Raw genomic sequence first — 17,405 nt, 5'->3', positions numbered from 1 at the left:
TGCATTTGCAACAAAACGCACAAATGCTCCGAATGCCTCAGATATTGAGCTTCGCGGGTGACAACGGTTTGACAGGACCGTGAAGGTCGACGGCCAAGAAAAACGGGGCCCGAAGGCCCCGTGGAGAGAAATGCAAGAGAAGGGAGTGGGCGAAAGAGCGCGCAGCCTCAGTCGATGTGCGCCTCGTACTCCTGCCCGAGCGCGAGCAGATTCGTCCAGAAGCCCTGCGGCTTGCCGCCCGCCAGGGTTTCGATGAGCACGTCGACATGCGCGTGCCAGCCGCTCGCCACGCTGAGCATGCCCTTGCGGCTGGCCAGCCGGCTGTGCGTGAGCACCAGCCGCGTGGTGTCGCCCTGCGGCGTGAGTTCGAAGGTGACTTCCGATGGTGCCGCGCCTCCCTCGTTCCAGCTGATCGCCAGCAGCCTGGGCGGCTCCATGCGCAGGAGCCGCGACTTCTGCAGGATCGGTTCTCGGCACTCGGCAAAGCGATCGGGCGCCACTTCACCGGTGAGGCTGGTGTGGTCGAAGCGCAGTTCGAAGAGTTCGCCTGGCGCCGGAGGCAGCGCGCCGCCGGCCAGCCATGTGGCGCGCTTGTCGGAGTCGGCGAGGTAGGCCCATACGCGCTCGATGGGCGCGGGCAGGATGCGCTCCATGCGCAGGGTGGTGGCGTCGACCTGGGTGCCCAGGTTGTGCTTGGTCGTCATTTGCTGATGCTCCTTGGGTTGGATGGGGGAGAAACGCTCACTTTCGGGCCTGCGAATCGCGCCGCAGCTCCTGCTCCAGCGCATCGAGGCGATTGCTCCAGAAGCCTTCGTAGTAGCGCAGCCATGCATCCGCCATGGCCAGCGCCTCCGGCTCCAGCCGGCAGACATGTGCGCGGCCCTGCACGGTGCGCGACACCAGGCCCGCGCGCTCCAGCGTCTTCACGTGCTTGGACGCCCCGGCGAAGGACATTTGGAAGGGCGCGCCCAGTTCGCCTACGCTGCACTCGCCATGGGACAGCAGTTGCAGCATCGTGCGGCGCGTGCTGTCGGCAAGGGCGTGGAACACGGCGTCGAGCCGTTCGTCTGCGAGTTCTAGTTCAACCATGTGGTTGAATATAGACGCGATCCCGCTAATGTTCAACTAAATGGTTGAATAATGATGTCCGTTACACCGGATACACCCGGGACGGGAAACGCCGGCATCAGGCTGGATCGTGGCAGGGGGCGCTCCTAGGATTCGTTTCGTTCCATCCACTCGCAAAAAGAAAGAGAAAACGAAATGACATCTCCCATCCAGCGCCGCACCCTGTTGCTCGCCGCCTCCGTCCTGCCGCTTGCCGGCGCCTGCACAGCGTGGTCGGGCGCGGGCTCCCAGTCTTCCGCCGAAGCGCAGCTCGCAGAGCTGGAGCGCGCATCGGGCGGTCGCCTGGGCGTGGCCGGCTTCAACACGGGCAGCGGCGTGCGCCTGCAGCACAGGGCGCACGAGCGCTTTCCTCTGTGCAGCACCTTCAAGCTGATGCTGGCCGCCGCGGTGCTCGAGCGCAGCACCAGGGACGGCAGCCTGCTGTCGCGCAACCTGAGCTACGGCAAGGGCGACCTGATCGACCATTCGCCGATCACCGAGAAGCATGTCGCCACCGGCATGACGGTGGCTGCCATGTGTGCTGCCACCATCCAGTACAGCGACAACGCCGCGGCCAATCTGCTGCTGAAGGAGCTGGGCGGCCCGGCCACGGTCACCGCCTTCGCGCGCGGCATCGGCGACCAGACCTTCAGGCTCGACCGCACCGAGCCCGAACTCAACACCAGCATCCCGGGCGATCCGCGCGACACCACGACGCCGTCGGCCATGAGCGACAGCATCCAGCGCCTCGTGCTCGGCGACGCACTGGGCGCGGCGCAGCGCGATCAGCTCAAGACCTGGCTGCTGGGCAACACCACCAGCACCGAGCGCTTCCTGGCGGGCGTGCCGGCGGGATGGAAGGTGGGCGACAAGACCGGCTCGGGCTCCTATGGCTCGACCAACGACGTCGGCGTGCTGTGGCCGCCGGCCGGTGCGCCCATCGTGCTGTCGGTGTACCTGACCTTCCCGCAGAAGGATGCGAAGGGCCGCAACGACGTGATCGCCTCGGCCGCGCGCATCGCTGCCACCGCGCTGGCCGGTTGAGGACCTGCGGCGTCAGCGCAAGCCGAACAGTCCGGCCGCGTTGCCCCAGGCGATTCGCTGCGCCACATCCTCCGGCAGGTCGCCGAGCCAGACCCGATAGGCGCGCATCGTTTCGTCGTAGCTGCTCCAGCGCTGGTTGATCCAGGTGTCGGAGCCGACCATGAAGCGGCCCGGGTGCTTGAGGATCAGCGCGCGCCATTCGGGGCAGAGCCTGCCGCCTTCGCAGGTCAGCCCCGGCCTGTACGAGAGCTCGCCCATCAGCAGCGGATAGCGCTCCAGCATCGCCTGCACCCGCTCCACCGGCGTGCCGCCGATGCCCGTGTGGGCCCAGATGAGGCGCAGCGACTGTCCCTTCGAAGGCGCATTCGCCATCAGCAGGTCGACCGCCACGTCGTCGACGTGCGCGAGCACCGCGAGCTTCTCGCGCTCCGCCAGCGCGACCAGCTTCTTCGCGACCGGACCGTTGGCGTTGGCGCTCTCGTACAGGTGGAACTCGCCCAGGCCGCGATAGGGGCCGCTGGCCGTGCCGCGCGCAAGCTCTGTCTGCACCATCTCGTAGATGGTCTCGTCGCGGAACCAGTTGGTGTAGTCGTCGCGGTTGCGGTAGAGCCGCACGAAGGGAACCACCGTCACGCCCGCCGCACGCGTCTCGCGAGCCGCCGCCAGCGTCTGCGTGCCGGCATTGGGGCGCGAGTTCGCGATGATCGCCTTCACGTCGTTGCGCTGCATGCGCGCCAGCGCCTCCGAGGGCGGGAAGGGGCCGGTGTTGCCATCCCAGGCTTCCTGGTTGTAGTGCAGGTGCGTGTCGAACAGAGGGCCCTTGTACGGAGCCGGCGTCCCCTGGGCGAACGCCGTGCCGGCGGCCAGGAGCATGGCGATGGCGGATGCGGCGGCTCTCATGCGTACCCCTCGTGATGAAAGGAGCCGGATTATCCGGGCCTGGAGGCGATGCCGGGCGCTAGAGCTTCTTCCAGGTGAGGCCATCGGCAGAGCGATAGGTGCCGCCGCTGGCGCAGCAGCCGCCCGAGCCGAAGGCACGTCGACCGAGCCTTGCCGTGACCTGCCCCGCATCGAAGCTCAGCGACTGGCGCTCGCACGCGGTCGGAAGCGGATACGGTTCGGGAGCCAGCATGCTCGTCCATTCGAGCCGGCCCTGCGGGCCTTGCCGCACGCGAAGCACTTCGCAGTCGTGCACCACCAGATGGACCGGCTGGCCGGCGAGCGTGCCCTGGAACACCTGCTCGGCAGGCGCGGTGCGGATGGCGATTTCTTCGGCGGTGGGTTGCGCGGCGGTGTCGACGCGCTCGCATCCGGCGAGGAGCGCGACCACGGCGCCCGCCACGATTGCGAGCATGGCGTGCAGCGGATGCCGGGGCTTGGACAGCATGGGAGGTTCCGGGAATGTGCTCGAGGAATTGCAGGCTGCAGGTGACAGGCCGCTCGCTCCTCAGGTCTGGATGTACCCCGCGGGCCCGGCCGTGGGAGACGGCGCCACCTGCGGCTCCCCCAGCATCTCGCGCACCGTCGATTCGATGGTGCGGGACATCGCATCCAGCGCCAGGTCGTTGGGCTGCGTGCCGAAGGGCTCCTCGATCTCCGCGCCCAGCGCCTCCAGCGCGAAGAAGGTGTAGGCGATGAAGGCGACCACCACCGGCGTCATCGGGCCGATCGCGTCAACCAGCCCGAAGGGCAGCAGCACGCAGTACAGGTAGATGGTGCGGTGGATGATGACCGAGTACGTGAACGGTATCGGCGTGCCCGCGATGCGCTCGCAGCCGCCCAGCGCTTCGGTCAGTCGGCCCAGCGGGTGCTCCATGGCCTGCGCCAGCGTCGGGTCGAGCCGGCCGTGGCGGCGCTGCTCGCGCAGCCATTCGCCCACCATCAGCAGGAGCACGGCGGGCTTGAAGCGCGCGGCCCGAAGGCGTGCGCAGTCTTGTGCGGGCAGCAGCCGGGCGAGGTCGGTCGAAGCGTCGGTGCCGCGCAGCTGATGGCGCAGCGCGTGGACGAAGGCGACCAGGCGCATGGCCGGCGTGGATGCCTCAGCGGGCGTATCCGTCAGCGTGAGCACTTGCCGGACCAGCGTGCGCGTCTCGTTGAGCAGCGTGCCCCAGAGGGTGCGCGCCTCCCAGTAGCGCGAGTAGCTCGTGCCGTTGCGGAAACCCAGGAAGATGGCAAGCGTCAGCCCGATGAGCGAGAAGGGCACGAAGTTCAGCGGCACCTTCCACTGGAAGAGCCGGCCGTGCAGCACCGTCACCAGCACCGCGAAGGCGGTGGTCCACAGCAGCTGGGGCGCGATGTCCGACAGGACGGAGCCGCGCCATACGAAGAGCATGCGCAGCCAGTGGGGGCGGGGTCGGACGATCATCGGTGGGGGATTATCCCCGCGCCCGCCGACTCGAAGCTCAGAGGACGAACCAGCCCACCGCCACGTAGTGGCTCGTCGTTCCCGCCAGCACGAACAGGTGCCACGCCCCGTGCGCGTGCCTGAAGCCCGAGCGGTTGCGATAGAACACCGTGCCCGTCGTATAGAACACGCCGCCGACCAGCAGCCACACGAGGCCTGCCGTATCGAGCCTTGCAGCCAGCGGCACGGCAGCCAGCACCACCAGCCAGCCCAGGCCGATGTAGATCGGCAGCGACGGCTTCTTCGGCGCGCCATTCCTCGCCGGAACCAGTTCGCGCCGGATGCCGAAGGCGGCCGCGGTCCAGATCGTCGCGAGCAGCAAGAGCCCCCACGGGCCCTGCATCGTGACCAGCGCGAAGGGCGTGTAGGTACCGGCGATCAGCAGGAAGATGGCGCAGTGGTCCGCGCGCTCCCACATGCGCTTGAGGCGCCCGCGCGTGCTGTGAAAGAGGGTGGAGGCGGCATACAGCGCCACCGCCGAGAGGGAGAACACCAGCGCGCCCACGATGCGCGCGGGATCGCCGGTGGGCAACGTCTTGGCGAGCAGCAGGGCCATTGCCGGCAGCGCGAGCAGCAGGCCCAGCAGGTGGCTGTATCCGTTGAGCCGTTCGCCCGGGTACATCGTGCCTCGCCGGAATTCGCCTGCCTGCCTCGCGTGCCTTGCTTCAGCGCCCCGTTTCCTTGAGGTAGGTCTTGCGCGCCGCGAAGGCGGTGTTCGCGAAGTCCGAGAACACGCCGTCGACGCCCGCGCGGAAGAACGCCAGGTACTCGGCCGTCGGGTCGCCCTTGTAGACGCCTGCCAGGTACTTGGCCTCGTTGCGGAAGGTGTAGCTGTGCACGAAGAGGCCGGCCTTGTGCGCGTCGGCGATCAGGCTGGTGGGCTTGACGGTGTTCACGTCGGCCAGGCCCTTGCCTGCGACGAAAGGCACGATGGTGTGCGCCATGACCTGCGGCTTCCACGGCCCGATGCCGTCGGCGTAGGTCTTGACCTCGGCCAGGCCCGCCGGCGTGAGCATCTCGCCGAACCACTTCGGGTTGCCGGCCAGCGTCCAGCTGTACGGGCGGCCGTCGACGAAGGTGTAGACGTCGTTGGTGACGTAGATCATCTCGCCCGTCTGGTAGTTGACGTCGTTGCCGTCGATCAGCTGCACCGCGCGCGCCTTCATGCCGGCCGAGCGCAGGTACTTCAGGCTCTCGGGCTCGAAGCTCTGCACGAAGATGGGCGCATCCTTGCGGTTGAGGTCGTTGAAGTTCATGACCTTCAGCAGCGCGTCTTCCAGCGGATGGCTGCCGGCCGGTCCGCAGCCGTTGGCGATGGCCTGGGCGTTGTTCCAGATCGGGTTCTTGGTTTCCGGGTACACGGTGAGCGTGCGGCCGGTGGCGGCGCTCTTGGCCTTGGCGATGTCGATCAGTTCCTGGAAGCTGATGATGGGCAGCTTGCCGTTGAGGTCGGTGGGGCGCTGGTCCCTGGCGTCGTAGGTGGTCCCGCGGATCCACTGGCGCAGCTCGTCCATCGTGAAGTCGGTGATGGACCAGTCGTTGGTGTGGTCCTCGCCGTCGACGATGAGCGACTTGAGCACCGACTTCGGATCGCTCGGGTCGGTCAGGTCGCTCAGGTATTGCGCCGGGCCGTTGGCTGCGATGGGCGGGTACTTCACGTCGACCAGCACGCCCGGCACGGTGCGCTTGCGGCCGGCGACGGTGGTGTTGGTCTTGGCGACTTCCGCGATGTTGGTGTTGTCGCTCAGCCAGGGGTTGTGGCGCGCGACGAGCACGCAGTCCTTGGTGAGGTGCAGGTCGGTTTCGAGCGAATCGGCGCCGGCGTCGGCGGCGGCCTCGTAGGCGGTCTTCGTTTCTTCCGGATACAGGCCCGGCAGGCCGCGATGGCCGATGACCAGGGGCACGGAGCCGTCGAGCGTGCCCAGCGGCGCTGGCGCGGGCGGAGCGGGCGTGGGAGCCGGTGCGGGGGCGGGCGCCGGTGCCGGCGGAAGCACCGGCAAAGAGATGCCGCCGCCGTTGCCGCCGCCGCAGGCCGTCATCAGGATGCTTCCGCCGATGGCGGTGATTGCGGCGATGGTCGCGAGGACGGGACGGTTCGCAGACGCGGGAACGCTCTTTTTCATATGTGGTTTTCAGGTGTCTGTTGATGAAGAAGCGAAAGCCGGCGGATGCTAGGTTTGCCCCATGACGGGACAGTGACCGGCATGCGCCCCCGCAACTTCCCCTGCAACAGCCTGAAAACCAGCGTCGGATCGACGCCCGGGCGGCTTCTTGTCAGGGCCGCGTGCCCACCAGCACGGGCTGGAAGAAGGCACCGTCGATGCGCCGCACGTCCTTGAGGCCTGCTTCCTGCATGAGCTCGCATAGCCTCGCCGTCGAGATGGCGTAGTAGCGCGATCGCATCACGCGCGTGCTCACCGCCTGCGTCGCGAGATCCTCGGTGACGAAGAAGAAGCCGAGGTCGTAGTGATCGCCACTGCCGCCGTCGTCGAAGTCCCAGACCTGGAAAAGCACATGGCGCCTGCCGTCGTCCAGGCGGGCGCCGTAGTGCTTCACGATGTTGCTGCCGCGCTCTTCCTTCGCGTAGTCGCGCACGCTGACCACGCAGCCGCCGCCGGGGCGAAGGCAGGCGCTCATCTGGCGCAGGGCCGTGAGCAGGTCGGCGTCGGTCTGCAGGTGCGGCATGGAGTTGTCGCATGACATCACGATGTCGAAGCCGCCGCCGTGGTGCGTGTGTGCCTCGCGCATGTCGCACACCGAGAAGGCGATGTCGAGGCCGCGCTGGCCGGCTTCCCGTTTCGCGCGCTCGATCTCATCGGGCGACAGGTCCGACGCCGTCACTGCATGGCCCAGCGCCGCGAGCCCCAGCGCCTGGGTGCCGATGCCGCACGACACGTCGAGCACCCTGCGGCGCGCTTCAGTGCAGGGCCATGCGGTCTCGATGAGCTGCGAGAGCTTCTCGCCCTGTACGCGGATGCTCTCGTTCCAGTCCGGATAGATCAGGTGATAGAGCGGTGCGAGTTGGTCGTAGAAGTCGTTGGTCATCCGCGCATTGTGCGGTGGCTAGCGCGGCACCTTGCCCGCGTTGCCCGGCGCGCGGAGGAAGTCGAAGTCCACGCCCTTGTCGGCCTGCGTCACGGCCTGCAGGAAGAGCTTGCGGTAGCCGCGCTCGGCGGTCGGCACCACGGCTGGCGACTCCTTCGCGCGGCGTGCCAGTTCCTCGTCCCTCACCAGCAGCGAGATCTCGCGGTTCGCCACGCTGAGCCGGATGCGGTCGCCGTTGCGCACATGGGCCAGCGGCCCGCCGATGGCCGACTCGGGCGTCACGTGCAGCACGATGGTGCCGAAGGCGGTGCCGCTCATGCGGCCGTCGGAGATGCGCACCATGTCCTTCACGCCGGCCCGGGCGAGCTTGCGCGGGATCGGCAGGTAGCCCGCCTCCGGCATGCCCGGCGCGCCCTTGGGGCCGATGTTCTTGAGCACCAGCACGTCGTGCGGCGTGACGTCGAGCTCGTCGCCGTCGATGCGGCGGGCCAGGTCCTCGGCGTTCTCGAAGACCACGGCGCGGCCTTCGTGCTCCATCAGCGCCGGGTCGGCGGCCGACTGCTTGATGATCGCGCCGCCCGGTGCCAGGTTGCCCCACAGCACCGCGATGCCGCCCTGCGGGTAGATCGGCTGCGCCGCCGGGCGAACCACGTCCTGCGCGAAGCCGGGGCCGGCGGCCTCGATCTCCTCTCCCAGCGTGCGGCCCGTGACGGTGAGGGCGTCGAGATGCAGCAGCGGCCTGAGTTCGCGCAGCAGCGTGGCCATGCCGCCCGCGGCGTGGAAGTCTTCCATGTAGTGCCGGCCCGAGGGCTTCAGGTCGAGCAGCACCGGCGTCTCGCGGCCCATGCGGTCGAGCGCGTGCAGGTCGATGTCCAGGCCCATGCGGCCGGCGATGGCCGCGAGGTGGACGATGCCGTTGGTCGAGCCGCCGATGGCCAGCAGCACGCGCATCGCGTTCTCGAAGGCGGCGGGAGTCAGCACCTGGTCGATGGTGAGGCGCTCGCGCGCGATCCGCACCGCCTGCGCGCCGGTCTGCTCGGCGATGCGGATGCGGTCGGCCGTGACCGCGGGCGGCGAGGCCCCGCCCGGCATCGTCATGCCCAGCGCTTCGGCGATGCAGGCCATGGTGCTGGCCGTGCCCATGACCGAGCAGGTGCCCACGCTCGCCACCAGCTGGTCGTTGACGTCTGCGGTCTCCTGCGCGTCGATCTCGCCCGCGCGATAGCGGGCCCAGTAGCGGCGGCAGTCGGTGCAGGCGCCCACGCGCTCGCCGCGATGGCTGCCGGTGAGCATCGAGCCGGTGATGAGCTGGATGGCCGGCAGCCCGGCCGACGCCGCGCCCATGAGCTGCGCCGGCACGGTCTTGTCGCAGCCGCCGATCAGCACGACCGCGTCCATGGGCTGCGCGCGCACCATCTCCTCGGTGTCCATGGCCATGAGGTTGCGCAGGTACATGCTCGTCGGCGCGGCGAAGCTCTCGTGCACCGAGATGGTCGGAAACTCCATCGGCAGCCCGCCCGCGAGCATCACGCCGCGCTTCACGGCCTCGACGAGCTGAGGCGCGTTGCCGTGGCAGGGGTTGTAGGCGCTGCCGGTGCTGGCGATGCCGACCACCGGCCGGTCGAGCGCGGCGTCGGTATAGCCCGCGCCCTTGATGAAGGCCTTGCGCAGAAAGAGCGAGAAGCCGCGGTCGCCGTAGCTGGTGAGGCCCTTGCGCATGCCGGCGTTGTCGTCGCTGTCCTCGGACTGGAGCTTGGACTCGGACATGGGGTGTGGGGTTGGTTTTTCTTCAGGGCCGATGCCGGATCAGGCCAGCACCGCTTCGTAGATGGCAAGGTCTGCGGCGGAGAAGCAGCAGAAGACCACTTCTTCCACCGGCGATGCGGCATCCGCCAGGGCTTCCCGCACCGTGCTCACCGCCAGCCTTGCCGCCGGCTCCACCGGGTAGCCATAGATGCCGGTGCTGATGCCCGGAAACGCGATGCTGCGAACGCCCTGTGCCGCCGCGAGCGCCATCGAATGTCGGTAGCACGAGGCCAGCAGCTCCGGCTCGCCCGACCCGCCGCCGCGCCATACGGGTCCGACGGTGTGGATGATGAAGCGGGCGGGCAGCCGGTAGCCCTTGGTGAGCTTCGCATCGCCCGTCTTGCAGCCGCCCAGCAGCCGGCATTCGTGCACCAGTTCGGGCCCGGCCGCGCGATGGATCGCTCCATCCACGCCGCCGCCGCCGAGCAGCGAGGAGTTGGCGGCGTTGACGATGGCGTCCACCCGCAGGGTCGTGATGTCGGCGCGGATGGCGCGCAGCTTGGTCGTATCGGTCATGTGCAGAGGCATCGTAGGCGCGTGGGCCGCAGTCGGGCAAACCCGGTTACGAATAAGGTTTCAAATACTTACGATCGCCGCGCCGGACATGCTGCCCGGCAGCGCCCGCCACCATGGCGTCGATCTTGCATGGGGCCGGGCTGTTTTCAACCCGAGGGAGAGTCGATGAAAAGCTTGTTGCCGTGGCGCCGCGCCGGTGTTTTTCTTTGCATGGCGTTCGCGGGCGCAGTGGCTGCCCATGCGCAGGCGCTGCAGTTCAAGTGGGGCCACGTCTACGAGCCCACGAGCATCTTCCACCAGCAGGCCGAGCTGGCGGCGCGCAAGATCGCCGAACAGTCCGAAGGCAAGATCAAGATCGAGGTGGTGCCTTCCTCCAGGCTGGGGCAGGAGGGCGACTATCCGCTCATGCTGGCCAACGACTCGATGCAGATCGCCTACGTCGGCCAGGCCACGCTGGCCGAGGGCTATCCGCCGCTGAGCCTGGCGAGCTATCCCTTCGCCTTCAAGGACCTCGACCACATGCGCAAGTACCTGGCGAGCCCGCTGCTGGCCGAGCTCATGAAGGGCTACAACGAGAGGAGCGGCAACCGCATGGTCGCCTCCGTCTACTACGGCGCGCGCCAGGTCACATCGGCAAAGCCGCTGGCCAGGCCCGAAGACTTCCGCGACCTGCGCCTGTACGTTCCCACTGCCGCGGCCTATCAGCTCTTCGCCACCGCGGTCGACGCCAAGCCGGTGACGCTGCCCTTCATGAGCCTGTATGGCTCGCTCAAGAAGAACGAGGTCGAGGCGCAGGAAAACCCGCTGGACATCGTCAAGTCGAAGAAGCTCTACGAAGTGCAGAAGTACGTGCTGCTGACTTCGCACGTCTACGACACGCTGGGCATCGTCATCGGCAAGGCGGCGTGGGGCAGGCTGACTCCGCAGCAGCAGGCGATGGTCGAGAAGGTGCTGGCGGACACCGCGAAGTGGACCAACGTCGGCGTGATCGCCGGCGAGCTGGAAGACGAGAAGTTCCTGCGCGACAAGGGCATGACCGTGTCGCCGGCCAACCGGCAGCTGTTCCAAGAGCGCGTCGTCAGGCGTTCCACGCCCGAGCAGCTGGGCGCGCGGCCGGGCGACTATGCGCGGCTGCAGGCGCTGGTGAACTGACTAGGGCTGGGGCGCGGCTTCGAAGGCGCGCTGCAGCGCCGTCGACAGCTGCGCCACCAGGGCCTCGCGCTGCGGCGAAGGACGCCAGAAGCTGCGGGAGGTGATACCGGCGGCTTCCCATTCGGGATGGTTGCGCGCCGGCTGCGCGGCGCGCACCGCGGCGGCGGCCGCGCGCGTGGGCGCATCGCCGTCCTCGGGCGATTCGGCGGTGATGCGCTGCGTGGCTGCGTGCCCGCGCAGTTCCAGGGCCTGGGTCAGCTTCAGCTGCCACGCGGCCAGCGTGAAGAGCACGCCGTCTTCCACGGTGAGCTCGTGCACGTCGCGCAGCTTGTTGGCCAGCTTGCGCCCGAGCGGCCCCAGGCCCTGCGACACCGCGCCGCCGATGGCGCCGCCGAGCGCCGCGCCAGCCCCGAGCGAGATGCCGGCCACCGCGAGGTCGGCCACCACGCCCACCGCCGCGCCGATGACGGCACCCTTGCCTAGGCGCAGGCCGGCATCCTTCATCGCCTCGGGGCTGAAGAAGTCCAGCGTCCAGCGGCCTTCGATGATCGGAAGCGGCGCCTCGTCGGCATCGCCCTGGCGAAAGCCGTAGAGCGCGAGCAGGTCGTCGGTGCAGCGCTGGGCCTTGTCGAACACCTCCTTCTGCAGCGCGGCAACGAGGGACTTGCGGCGCGCGTCGTCGGCGAACTCGGTGGACGGTACCGTGCGCCGCACCGCCGCTGCATCGACCAGCAGGCTGGCGATGCGCGAGCACGCCGATTCGCGCCGACGTGCGGCTTCGGCAGCCAGCGAATCGACCACGCCGCGCAGCAGCTCGCGGCGATCGCGCAGCAGCGTGGAGAGGTCGCCGTACAGGTCGCGCTCGGCGCCCACGAAGGGGGCCGCCGCGTCGAAGCGCACCTGCACGTGCAGGCCGTAGGCCGAGAGCAGTTCCTTCCACGCCGGCTCGCGGCTGGCGGCGTCGCGCACGAAGTTGAGCACCGGCAGCACAGGTCGCGCGCAGGAGTTGAGCAGCTCGATCTCGTCGCGGAACTTGGGCAGCACCGGCTCGCGCACGTCGATGACCAGGAAGGCGGCGTCGATGTCGAGCATGGTGCGCAGAACCTTCGCCTCCTGCTCGAACACGCCGTGCGCCTCGGGCCCGCGCAGGAACTGGCGGATGCGCTCCGGCGGCGTGGCCTGCGCGTCGAAACCGGCGGCCAGGTGCTCGCGCAGCGCGACGGCGTCTTCCAGGCCCGGTGTGTCGAAGAAGCGCACGGCGGTTTCGCCATCCACGTCGAGATCGACCGACTCCACATGGCGCGTGGTACCCGGGCGCTGCGACACCTCGCCGAAGTCGACGCGGCGCGTGAGCGTGCGCAGCAGCGAGGTCTTGCCCGCGTTGGTGTGGCCGACGACGGCGATGCGGATGGGCTGTTGCGTCATGGGGCGATGGCGCTTTCGGGCAGGGCGGCTTCGAGGCGTTCGCTGGCGGCGACGCGATCCAGGCCGGTGTCGCGCAGCCAGTCGAGCCAGCGCTGCGTGGCGTCGGCCCCGGGCGAGTCGGCCAGCCACAGGCGGCATTCGCCGCAGTGCGCCAGCAGCTCGCGAAGGAAGCGCTCGGTGCCGCGGTCGGGGCTCGAGGCTGCGTGGCAGACCATCAGCACGGTGCGCGGATGGATTCGGGCCAGTTGGTCGAGCACGGCGCGCCGCGCGGGGGCGCTGCCGTCGATGCGCTGCGCCTGCGCTGCAATGGCCGCGGGCAGCGCGGCCGGCGGCCAGGGCATGTCGGGCGGCAGCTCGAAGCCGAGGACGAAGAGGGCGTCGTGCAGTTCCGAGGCCGGCAGGCCCGATGGCGTGGCGGCGCGCAGGCGGCCCGGGTCGGCATCGACGATGGCTGCCGGCGCCATCGCGGCGAAGCGGGCCAGCAGCTTGCGGTAGTAGGGCTCGCGCCAGTCGGGCTGCAGCGCCTTGCGGCGGCTGTGCAGGATGGCGCCGCTCAAAAGGGTCAGCACCAGCCGGGGCAGAAAGCCGTAGACCAGGATGCAGCCGGTGAGCCACTGCGCCCAGGTGCGCTGCCCGGCCGCATTCACCGAGCCAGGGGAGCCGGGGGAGGCCATCACGGTCGCGGCATCGGGCACCGGAAAACCCAGCTTCGCCGGAGCCCAGCCGAGCGCCTGCACCGCATGCACGAAGAATTCCGGCTCCAGGATCGTCGTCTCCCAGCTCAGCGTGTAGCTGCGGAACGCGAGCGCGAAAAGCATCGCGGCCAGCACCACCGCGAAAGACAGCGACCAGATTCCGTGGCTCACGAGCCCGAAGGCCCAGGGCAGCAGCTTCGCGCGCGAGAGCAGCCCGGTGGCCGCGCGCACCAGAACCGGCGCCTGCCCGCGCTTGCCGCCGGCCACGCGTGCGGTGAGAGACAGCCAGATCCAGCCCAGCGAGGCGGTGCTGAAGGAGCCCAACGGCAACCACAGCCCTGCGAGCCACAGCACGAGCGTCAGCGCATGCAGGCCGAGCAGGCTTGCGAGCGCGACGATCACGTTGATGTGGCGCTCGCCCCCGCCGACCACGTTGCCCGCGAGCCCGAGGCCGGCGATGACGATCAGCGCCGAAAGACCGATCAGCACCCATGGCGCCCACTGCCGCGCACGCGCGAGTTCAGGCTGCAGGCCGATGCGTTCTCCGAGCAGCAGCGCGCGCTCGGTGACCTGGCGGTGCGGATCGGTCGTGCGGGAGGCCGCGGTGCGCAGCGCCTGTGCATCGTCGAGCGGCCCGCTCTGCTCGGTCCATCGGATGGCCTCGGTGATCACCGCGTCGGTAAAGGCGGGGTCGCGCAGCGCGGTGTTGGTCAACAGGGTCCCTTTGAAGCCGATCTGTATCCGGATGAGTCGATGAGGCCCTGCGCAACGGGCGCGACACGGTGGTCGAGCGGGGCGGGGCCGCGCAAATTATGCCCGGCGGGTTTCGGCGGGTTCCCGCGAGGGCACGACGAAGAACGGGGCCGCGAACGGCCCCGTTTGAAGGGATGAGCAGGGCTCGTGGATCAGCGCAGGCCGAAGAACGAAAGAACGGCAACGACCACCACGACCAGACCGACGATGTAGATGATGGAATTCACGCGATTACTCCTCAGTGTTGACGATGGTTTCAGCATCGCGCCGGTATCGCGGCGCCACTGTCGGCAGGGGGCGGCGGGTGGTGTAGGCGGGTGTGAAGCGCCGAGCCGGAGCGAGCCGTCAGGGTTGACGAGCGGGCCCGAGCGCGCGCTCCAGCAGCCACAGCATCGCGGTGCGGGTTTCCTCGGCGTCCGCGCCTGCGTCGATGGCCAGCGCGGCGCGGTCGAAGGCGGCCGAGAGCAGTGGGGTGAGCGCGTCGAGTGAGGCCTCGTCCCTGCCCACGCCGGCGCGCTCCAGGCCCTGGCGCAGCGACGCGGCCGAGGTGGTGTCGTCCAGCGCCATGATTTCCTCCATGCCGAGCACGGCGGGCCCGTCGATCAGCAGCAGCCGCGTCCGGCCCGGCGCCGTCATCGCGTTCAGATAGGCCTTGCTGCCTTCGAGCAGCGCCTCGCGCGGCGAGAGCTGCTCGGGCGCGGCCGCCTCGATGTCGGCCGCCACGGCCTGGCTTTCGCGCTGCAGCACCTGGCGGAACAGGTCGCGCTTGTCCTCGAAGTGGTGGTACAGCGCTCCGCGCGTAATGCCCGCGGCCACCGCGATCTCGGGCGTGGAGGTGTCGGCGTAGCCCTTGCCGACGAACAGGGCGCGCGCCGCGTCCAGCAGGGCGAGGCGGGTGGTTTCCGTGCGCTCGCGGTTGGTCCTGACGGTCGCCGATGTGGTCTTGCTCATTTACATGCAGCCTGTCTGTAAGTTATATTCAATTTACATGCAGTCTGTATGTTAAATGAAAGGGTCCACCGTGAAAGTGACGAGCTACTACCCCGTTCTCATGACCGCCGACGTCGCGGCGACCGCGGATTTCTACAAGACGCACTTCGGCTTCACGCCGCTCTTCACGAGCGACTGGTACGTGCATCTGCAGATGGCGGACGAGCCCTCGGTGAACCTCGCCGTGCTCGACGGCCGCCACGAGACCATTCCCGCAGCCGCGCGCGGCCAGGTGGCGGGCGGCACGCTGCTGAACTTCGAGGTGGACGACCCCGACGCGGTGCACGACCGGCTGAAGGCCGCCGGCCTGCCGATCCTGCTGCCGCTGCGCGACGAGGCCTTCGGCCAGCGCCACTTCATCACGCGTGATCCGAACGGGGTGCTGATCGACATCATCAAGCCGATCCCGCCGAGCGGGGAGTTCGTCGCCCAATACGAGGCCGGTGCCTTGCCGGGCTAGGTTCTCCCCCAGGCTTCGCGCACTTCGTGTCGCTATGCCAACCCCCTTCCGGGGGCAACACCTGCGGCCCGGCAAAGCCGGTTCCACGGTGTTTCGCGGAGAAGGCTCCTCAGGCGCGCAGCGCCTCGTCCTCTTCGAGGCTGTCGCCCAGGAAGCCACCGCTCTGGTGGGCCCACAGCCGCGCATAGAGACCGCCTTGCGCCATCAGCGTGCGGTGATCGCCTTCTTCCACCACGCGGCCTTCGTCGAGCACGATGAGGCGGTCCATCGCTGCGATGGTCGAGAGCCGGTGCGCGATCGCGATCACGGTCTTGCCTTCCATCAGCGTGTAGAGGCTCTGCTGGATGGCGGCCTCCACCTCCGAGTCGAGCGCGCTGGTGGCTTCGTCGAGCAGCAGGATCGGCGCGTCCTTCAGCATCACGCGCGCGATGGCCACGCGCTGGCGCTGGCCGCCCGACAGCTTCACGCCGCGCTCGCCCACGTGCGCCTCGTAGCCGCGCCGGCCGGTCGCGTCGCCCAGGGTCTGGATGAAGTCGTGCGCCTCCGCACGCCTGGCCGCGGCCTCGATCTGCTCCTTCGTCGCATCGGGCCGGCCGTAGGCCACGTTGTCGGCCACCGAGCGGTGCATGAGCGACGTGTCCTGCGTGACCATGCCGATGTGGCTGCGCAGCGAGTCCTGCGTGACGTGCGCGATGTCCTGGCCGTCGATCAGGATGCGGCCGCTCTCCAGGTCGTGGAAGCGCAGCAGCAGGTTCACCAGCGTCGACTTGCCTGCGCCCGAACGGCCGACCAGGCCGATCTTCTCGCCGGGCCTGACCGTCAGCGTCAGGTCGTCGATCACGCGGCGGCCCGCGTCGCCGTAGCGGAAGCTCGCGTGCTCGAAGCGCACCTCGCCGCGCGGCACCTCCAGCACCCTGGCGTCGGGCGCGTCGAGCACGGCGCGCGGGCGCGAGAGCGTCTTCATGCCGTCCTGCACCGTGCCGATGTTCTCGAACAGGCTGGTCATCTCCCACATGATCCAGTGCGACATGCCCTGCAGCCGCAGCGCCATCGCCGTGGCCGCCGCCACCGCGCCCACGCCGACCGAGCCGTGCGACCACAGCCACAGCGCCACGCCCGCCATGCCGGCCGTGAGCCCCATGCTCAGCGTGTGGTTCACGATCTCGAAGGCGCTCACCAGTCGCATCTGGCCGTAGCCGGTCTTCATGAACTCGCGCATCGCGTCGCGCGCGAAGCCGGCCTCCCGCTGGGTGTGCGAGAACAGCTTGACGGTGGCGATGTTGGTGTAGGCGTCGGTCACGCGGCCGGTCATGAGCGCACGCGCGTCGGCCTGCTCCTTGCCGACCTTGCCCAGGCGCGGCACGAAGTACACGAGCGAGCAGACGTACAGCACCAGCCAGATCAGGAAGGGCCAGACCAGCTGCGTGTCGAGCAGGCCGACCAGGATGATCATCGTGGCCACGTACACGCCCATGGCCACCAGCACGTCGGCCAGCACGAAGATGGTGTCGCGCACCGCCAGCGCGGTCTGCATCACCTTGGCCGTGATGCGGCCGGCGAACTCGTCCTGGTAGAAGGCCATGCTCTGGCCCAGCATCAGCCGATGGAAGTTCCAGCGCAGGCGCATCGGCAGGTTCACCGCGAGCGTCTGGTGCTTCACGATGGTCTGCAGCGCCACCACCACGATGCTGATGACGAGGAAGGCGGCCAGCCACATGAGCGTGCCGCCGCGGTCCTGCCACAGGCGCGAGGGCTCCTGGCCCGCGAGCCAGTCGACGATGCGCCCGAGGATGGCGAACAGTGCCGCCTCGAAGATCGACATCGCGGCGGTGAGCACCGCCATCACCGCGATCTTGCCGCGCACGCCGTGCGTGCAGGCCCAGAGGAAGGCGAAGAAGCCCTGCGGCGGCATCGCGGGCTCGGCGGCAGGGTAGGGGTGGAGGAGTTTTTCGAAGAATCGGAACAAGGGCGCAGTCTCCCGGAGAGCTCAGGACTTTAGCCGCGCATG

At 68.9% G+C, this 17,405-nt stretch carries 17 protein-coding genes; 3 read left to right on the top strand and 14 right to left on the bottom strand.

Features of this window, described 5'->3' with window-relative positions; genetic code table 11:
- Positions 1–167: 167 nt before the first annotated feature.
- Positions 168–704: an SRPBCC family protein gene (locus FHY06_RS06220; protein WP_184603890.1), complete on the bottom strand. Its 537-nt coding sequence runs from the start codon at positions 702–704 to the stop codon at positions 168–170.
- Between the two features lie 37 nt (positions 705–741).
- Positions 742–1,089: an ArsR/SmtB family transcription factor gene (locus FHY06_RS06215; RefSeq protein ID WP_184603887.1), complete on the bottom strand. Its 348-nt coding sequence runs from the start codon at positions 1,087–1,089 to the stop codon at positions 742–744.
- A gap of 174 nt (positions 1,090–1,263) precedes the next feature.
- On the opposite strand from FHY06_RS06215, the gene bla reads away from it, so the two are divergent.
- The gene (gene bla, locus FHY06_RS06210; protein WP_132798312.1) at positions 1,264–2,151 is read left to right on the top strand and encodes a class A beta-lactamase; all 888 of its coding nucleotides are present in this window, start codon (positions 1,264–1,266) and stop codon (positions 2,149–2,151) included.
- Between the two features lie 12 nt (positions 2,152–2,163).
- On the opposite strand, the gene FHY06_RS06205 is transcribed toward bla, so the two are convergent.
- The 8 genes from FHY06_RS06205 to FHY06_RS06170 all read right to left on the bottom strand — a co-directional run bounded on the left by FHY06_RS06205 (position 2,164) and on the right by FHY06_RS06170 (position 9,922).
- Positions 2,164–3,051: an amidohydrolase family protein gene (locus FHY06_RS06205; RefSeq protein ID WP_184603886.1), complete on the bottom strand. Its 888-nt coding sequence runs from the start codon at positions 3,049–3,051 to the stop codon at positions 2,164–2,166.
- Positions 3,052–3,109: 58 nt separating this feature from the next.
- Complete coding sequence (locus FHY06_RS06200; RefSeq protein WP_184603885.1) at positions 3,110–3,538, bottom strand: hypothetical protein; 429 nt, start codon at positions 3,536–3,538, stop codon at positions 3,110–3,112.
- A gap of 60 nt (positions 3,539–3,598) precedes the next feature.
- Positions 3,599–4,516 (bottom strand): bestrophin family protein, encoded by a 918-nt coding sequence (locus tag FHY06_RS06195; protein ID WP_184603884.1) that lies wholly within the window; start codon positions 4,514–4,516, stop codon positions 3,599–3,601.
- Positions 4,517–4,553: 37 nt separating this feature from the next.
- A complete protein-coding gene (gene trhA, locus FHY06_RS06190) occupies positions 4,554–5,177 on the bottom strand; it encodes a PAQR family membrane homeostasis protein TrhA (protein ID WP_126182191.1) in 624 nt (207 codons plus the stop codon).
- 43 nt (positions 5,178–5,220) lie between these two features.
- On the bottom strand, positions 5,221–6,678 hold the full coding sequence (locus FHY06_RS06185; protein ID WP_019652062.1) for a glycerophosphodiester phosphodiesterase family protein: 1,458 nt from the start codon (positions 6,676–6,678) through the stop codon (positions 5,221–5,223).
- A gap of 151 nt (positions 6,679–6,829) precedes the next feature.
- On the bottom strand, positions 6,830–7,600 hold the full coding sequence (locus FHY06_RS06180) for a class I SAM-dependent methyltransferase (protein ID WP_184603883.1): 771 nt from the start codon (positions 7,598–7,600) through the stop codon (positions 6,830–6,832).
- Between the two features lie 18 nt (positions 7,601–7,618).
- Positions 7,619–9,367 (bottom strand): IlvD/Edd family dehydratase, encoded by a 1,749-nt coding sequence (locus tag FHY06_RS06175; RefSeq protein WP_184603882.1) that lies wholly within the window; start codon positions 9,365–9,367, stop codon positions 7,619–7,621.
- 39 nt (positions 9,368–9,406) lie between these two features.
- Positions 9,407–9,922, bottom strand: coding sequence for an O-acetyl-ADP-ribose deacetylase (locus FHY06_RS06170; protein ID WP_184603879.1), 516 nt, complete (start codon positions 9,920–9,922; stop codon positions 9,407–9,409).
- Between the two features lie 165 nt (positions 9,923–10,087).
- On the opposite strand from FHY06_RS06170, the gene FHY06_RS06165 reads away from it, so the two are divergent.
- Positions 10,088–11,074, top strand: a complete 987-nt coding sequence (locus FHY06_RS06165) for a sialic acid TRAP transporter substrate-binding protein SiaP (protein ID WP_184603875.1) — start codon at positions 10,088–10,090, stop codon at positions 11,072–11,074.
- On the opposite strand, the gene FHY06_RS06160 is transcribed toward FHY06_RS06165, so the two are convergent.
- The 3 genes from FHY06_RS06160 to FHY06_RS06150 form a co-directional block, all read right to left on the bottom strand.
- Positions 11,075–12,499 (bottom strand): GTPase/DUF3482 domain-containing protein, encoded by a 1,425-nt coding sequence (locus FHY06_RS06160; protein ID WP_184603873.1) that lies wholly within the window; start codon positions 12,497–12,499, stop codon positions 11,075–11,077.
- Entirely contained in the window at positions 12,496–13,908 is a 1,413-nt protein-coding gene (locus FHY06_RS06155) for a DUF2868 domain-containing protein (RefSeq protein ID WP_184603871.1), read from the bottom strand. Before FHY06_RS06155 ends, FHY06_RS06160 begins: the two co-directional genes overlap by 4 nt.
- A 384-nt stretch (positions 13,909–14,292) precedes the next feature.
- Positions 14,293–14,898 (bottom strand): TetR/AcrR family transcriptional regulator, encoded by a 606-nt coding sequence (locus FHY06_RS06150; RefSeq protein ID WP_132798290.1) that lies wholly within the window; start codon positions 14,896–14,898, stop codon positions 14,293–14,295.
- A 70-nt stretch (positions 14,899–14,968) separates the two neighbouring features.
- Here FHY06_RS06150 and FHY06_RS06145 point away from each other — a divergent pair, with 70 nt between their 5' ends.
- Complete coding sequence (locus FHY06_RS06145; RefSeq protein ID WP_126182183.1) at positions 14,969–15,397, top strand: VOC family protein; 429 nt, start codon at positions 14,969–14,971, stop codon at positions 15,395–15,397.
- A gap of 109 nt (positions 15,398–15,506) precedes the next feature.
- On the opposite strand, the gene FHY06_RS06140 is transcribed toward FHY06_RS06145, so the two are convergent.
- Positions 15,507–17,363: an ABC transporter ATP-binding protein gene (locus FHY06_RS06140; protein ID WP_184603869.1), complete on the bottom strand. Its 1,857-nt coding sequence runs from the start codon at positions 17,361–17,363 to the stop codon at positions 15,507–15,509.
- Positions 17,364–17,405: the final 42 nt, after the last annotated feature.

The sequence above is a fragment of the Variovorax atrisoli genome (assembly GCF_014195185.1).
Lineage (GTDB): Bacteria > Pseudomonadota > Gammaproteobacteria > Burkholderiales > Burkholderiaceae_C > Variovorax > Variovorax atrisoli.
Note: the sequence above shows the minus strand (reverse complement) of the source record. Positions and strands in the feature narration are given on the sequence as shown.

Coding starts and splice junctions, on each gene's coding strand:
- FHY06_RS06165 (WP_184603875.1), top strand. CDS start 10,088: ATGAAAAGCTTGTTGCCGTGGCGCCGCGCCGGTGTTTTTCTTTGCATG.
- bla (WP_132798312.1), top strand. CDS start 1,264: ATGACATCTCCCATCCAGCGCCGCACCCTGTTGCTCGCCGCCTCCGTC.
- FHY06_RS06205 (WP_184603886.1), bottom strand. CDS start 3,051: ATGAGAGCCGCCGCATCCGCCATCGCCATGCTCCTGGCCGCCGGCACG.
- FHY06_RS06180 (WP_184603883.1), bottom strand. CDS start 7,600: ATGACCAACGACTTCTACGACCAACTCGCACCGCTCTATCACCTGATC.
- FHY06_RS06200 (WP_184603885.1), bottom strand. CDS start 3,538: ATGCTGTCCAAGCCCCGGCATCCGCTGCACGCCATGCTCGCAATCGTG.
- FHY06_RS06220 (WP_184603890.1), bottom strand. CDS start 704: ATGACGACCAAGCACAACCTGGGCACCCAGGTCGACGCCACCACCCTG.
- FHY06_RS06185 (WP_019652062.1), bottom strand. CDS start 6,678: ATGAAAAAGAGCGTTCCCGCGTCTGCGAACCGTCCCGTCCTCGCGACC.
- FHY06_RS06195 (WP_184603884.1), bottom strand. CDS start 4,516: ATGATCGTCCGACCCCGCCCCCACTGGCTGCGCATGCTCTTCGTATGG.
- FHY06_RS06215 (WP_184603887.1), bottom strand. CDS start 1,089: ATGGTTGAACTAGAACTCGCAGACGAACGGCTCGACGCCGTGTTCCAC.
- FHY06_RS06150 (WP_132798290.1), bottom strand. CDS start 14,898: ATGAGCAAGACCACATCGGCGACCGTCAGGACCAACCGCGAGCGCACG.
- FHY06_RS06175 (WP_184603882.1), bottom strand. CDS start 9,367: ATGTCCGAGTCCAAGCTCCAGTCCGAGGACAGCGACGACAACGCCGGC.
- FHY06_RS06170 (WP_184603879.1), bottom strand. CDS start 9,922: ATGACCGATACGACCAAGCTGCGCGCCATCCGCGCCGACATCACGACC.
- trhA (WP_126182191.1), bottom strand. CDS start 5,177: ATGTACCCGGGCGAACGGCTCAACGGATACAGCCACCTGCTGGGCCTG.
- FHY06_RS06160 (WP_184603873.1), bottom strand. CDS start 12,499: ATGACGCAACAGCCCATCCGCATCGCCGTCGTCGGCCACACCAACGCG.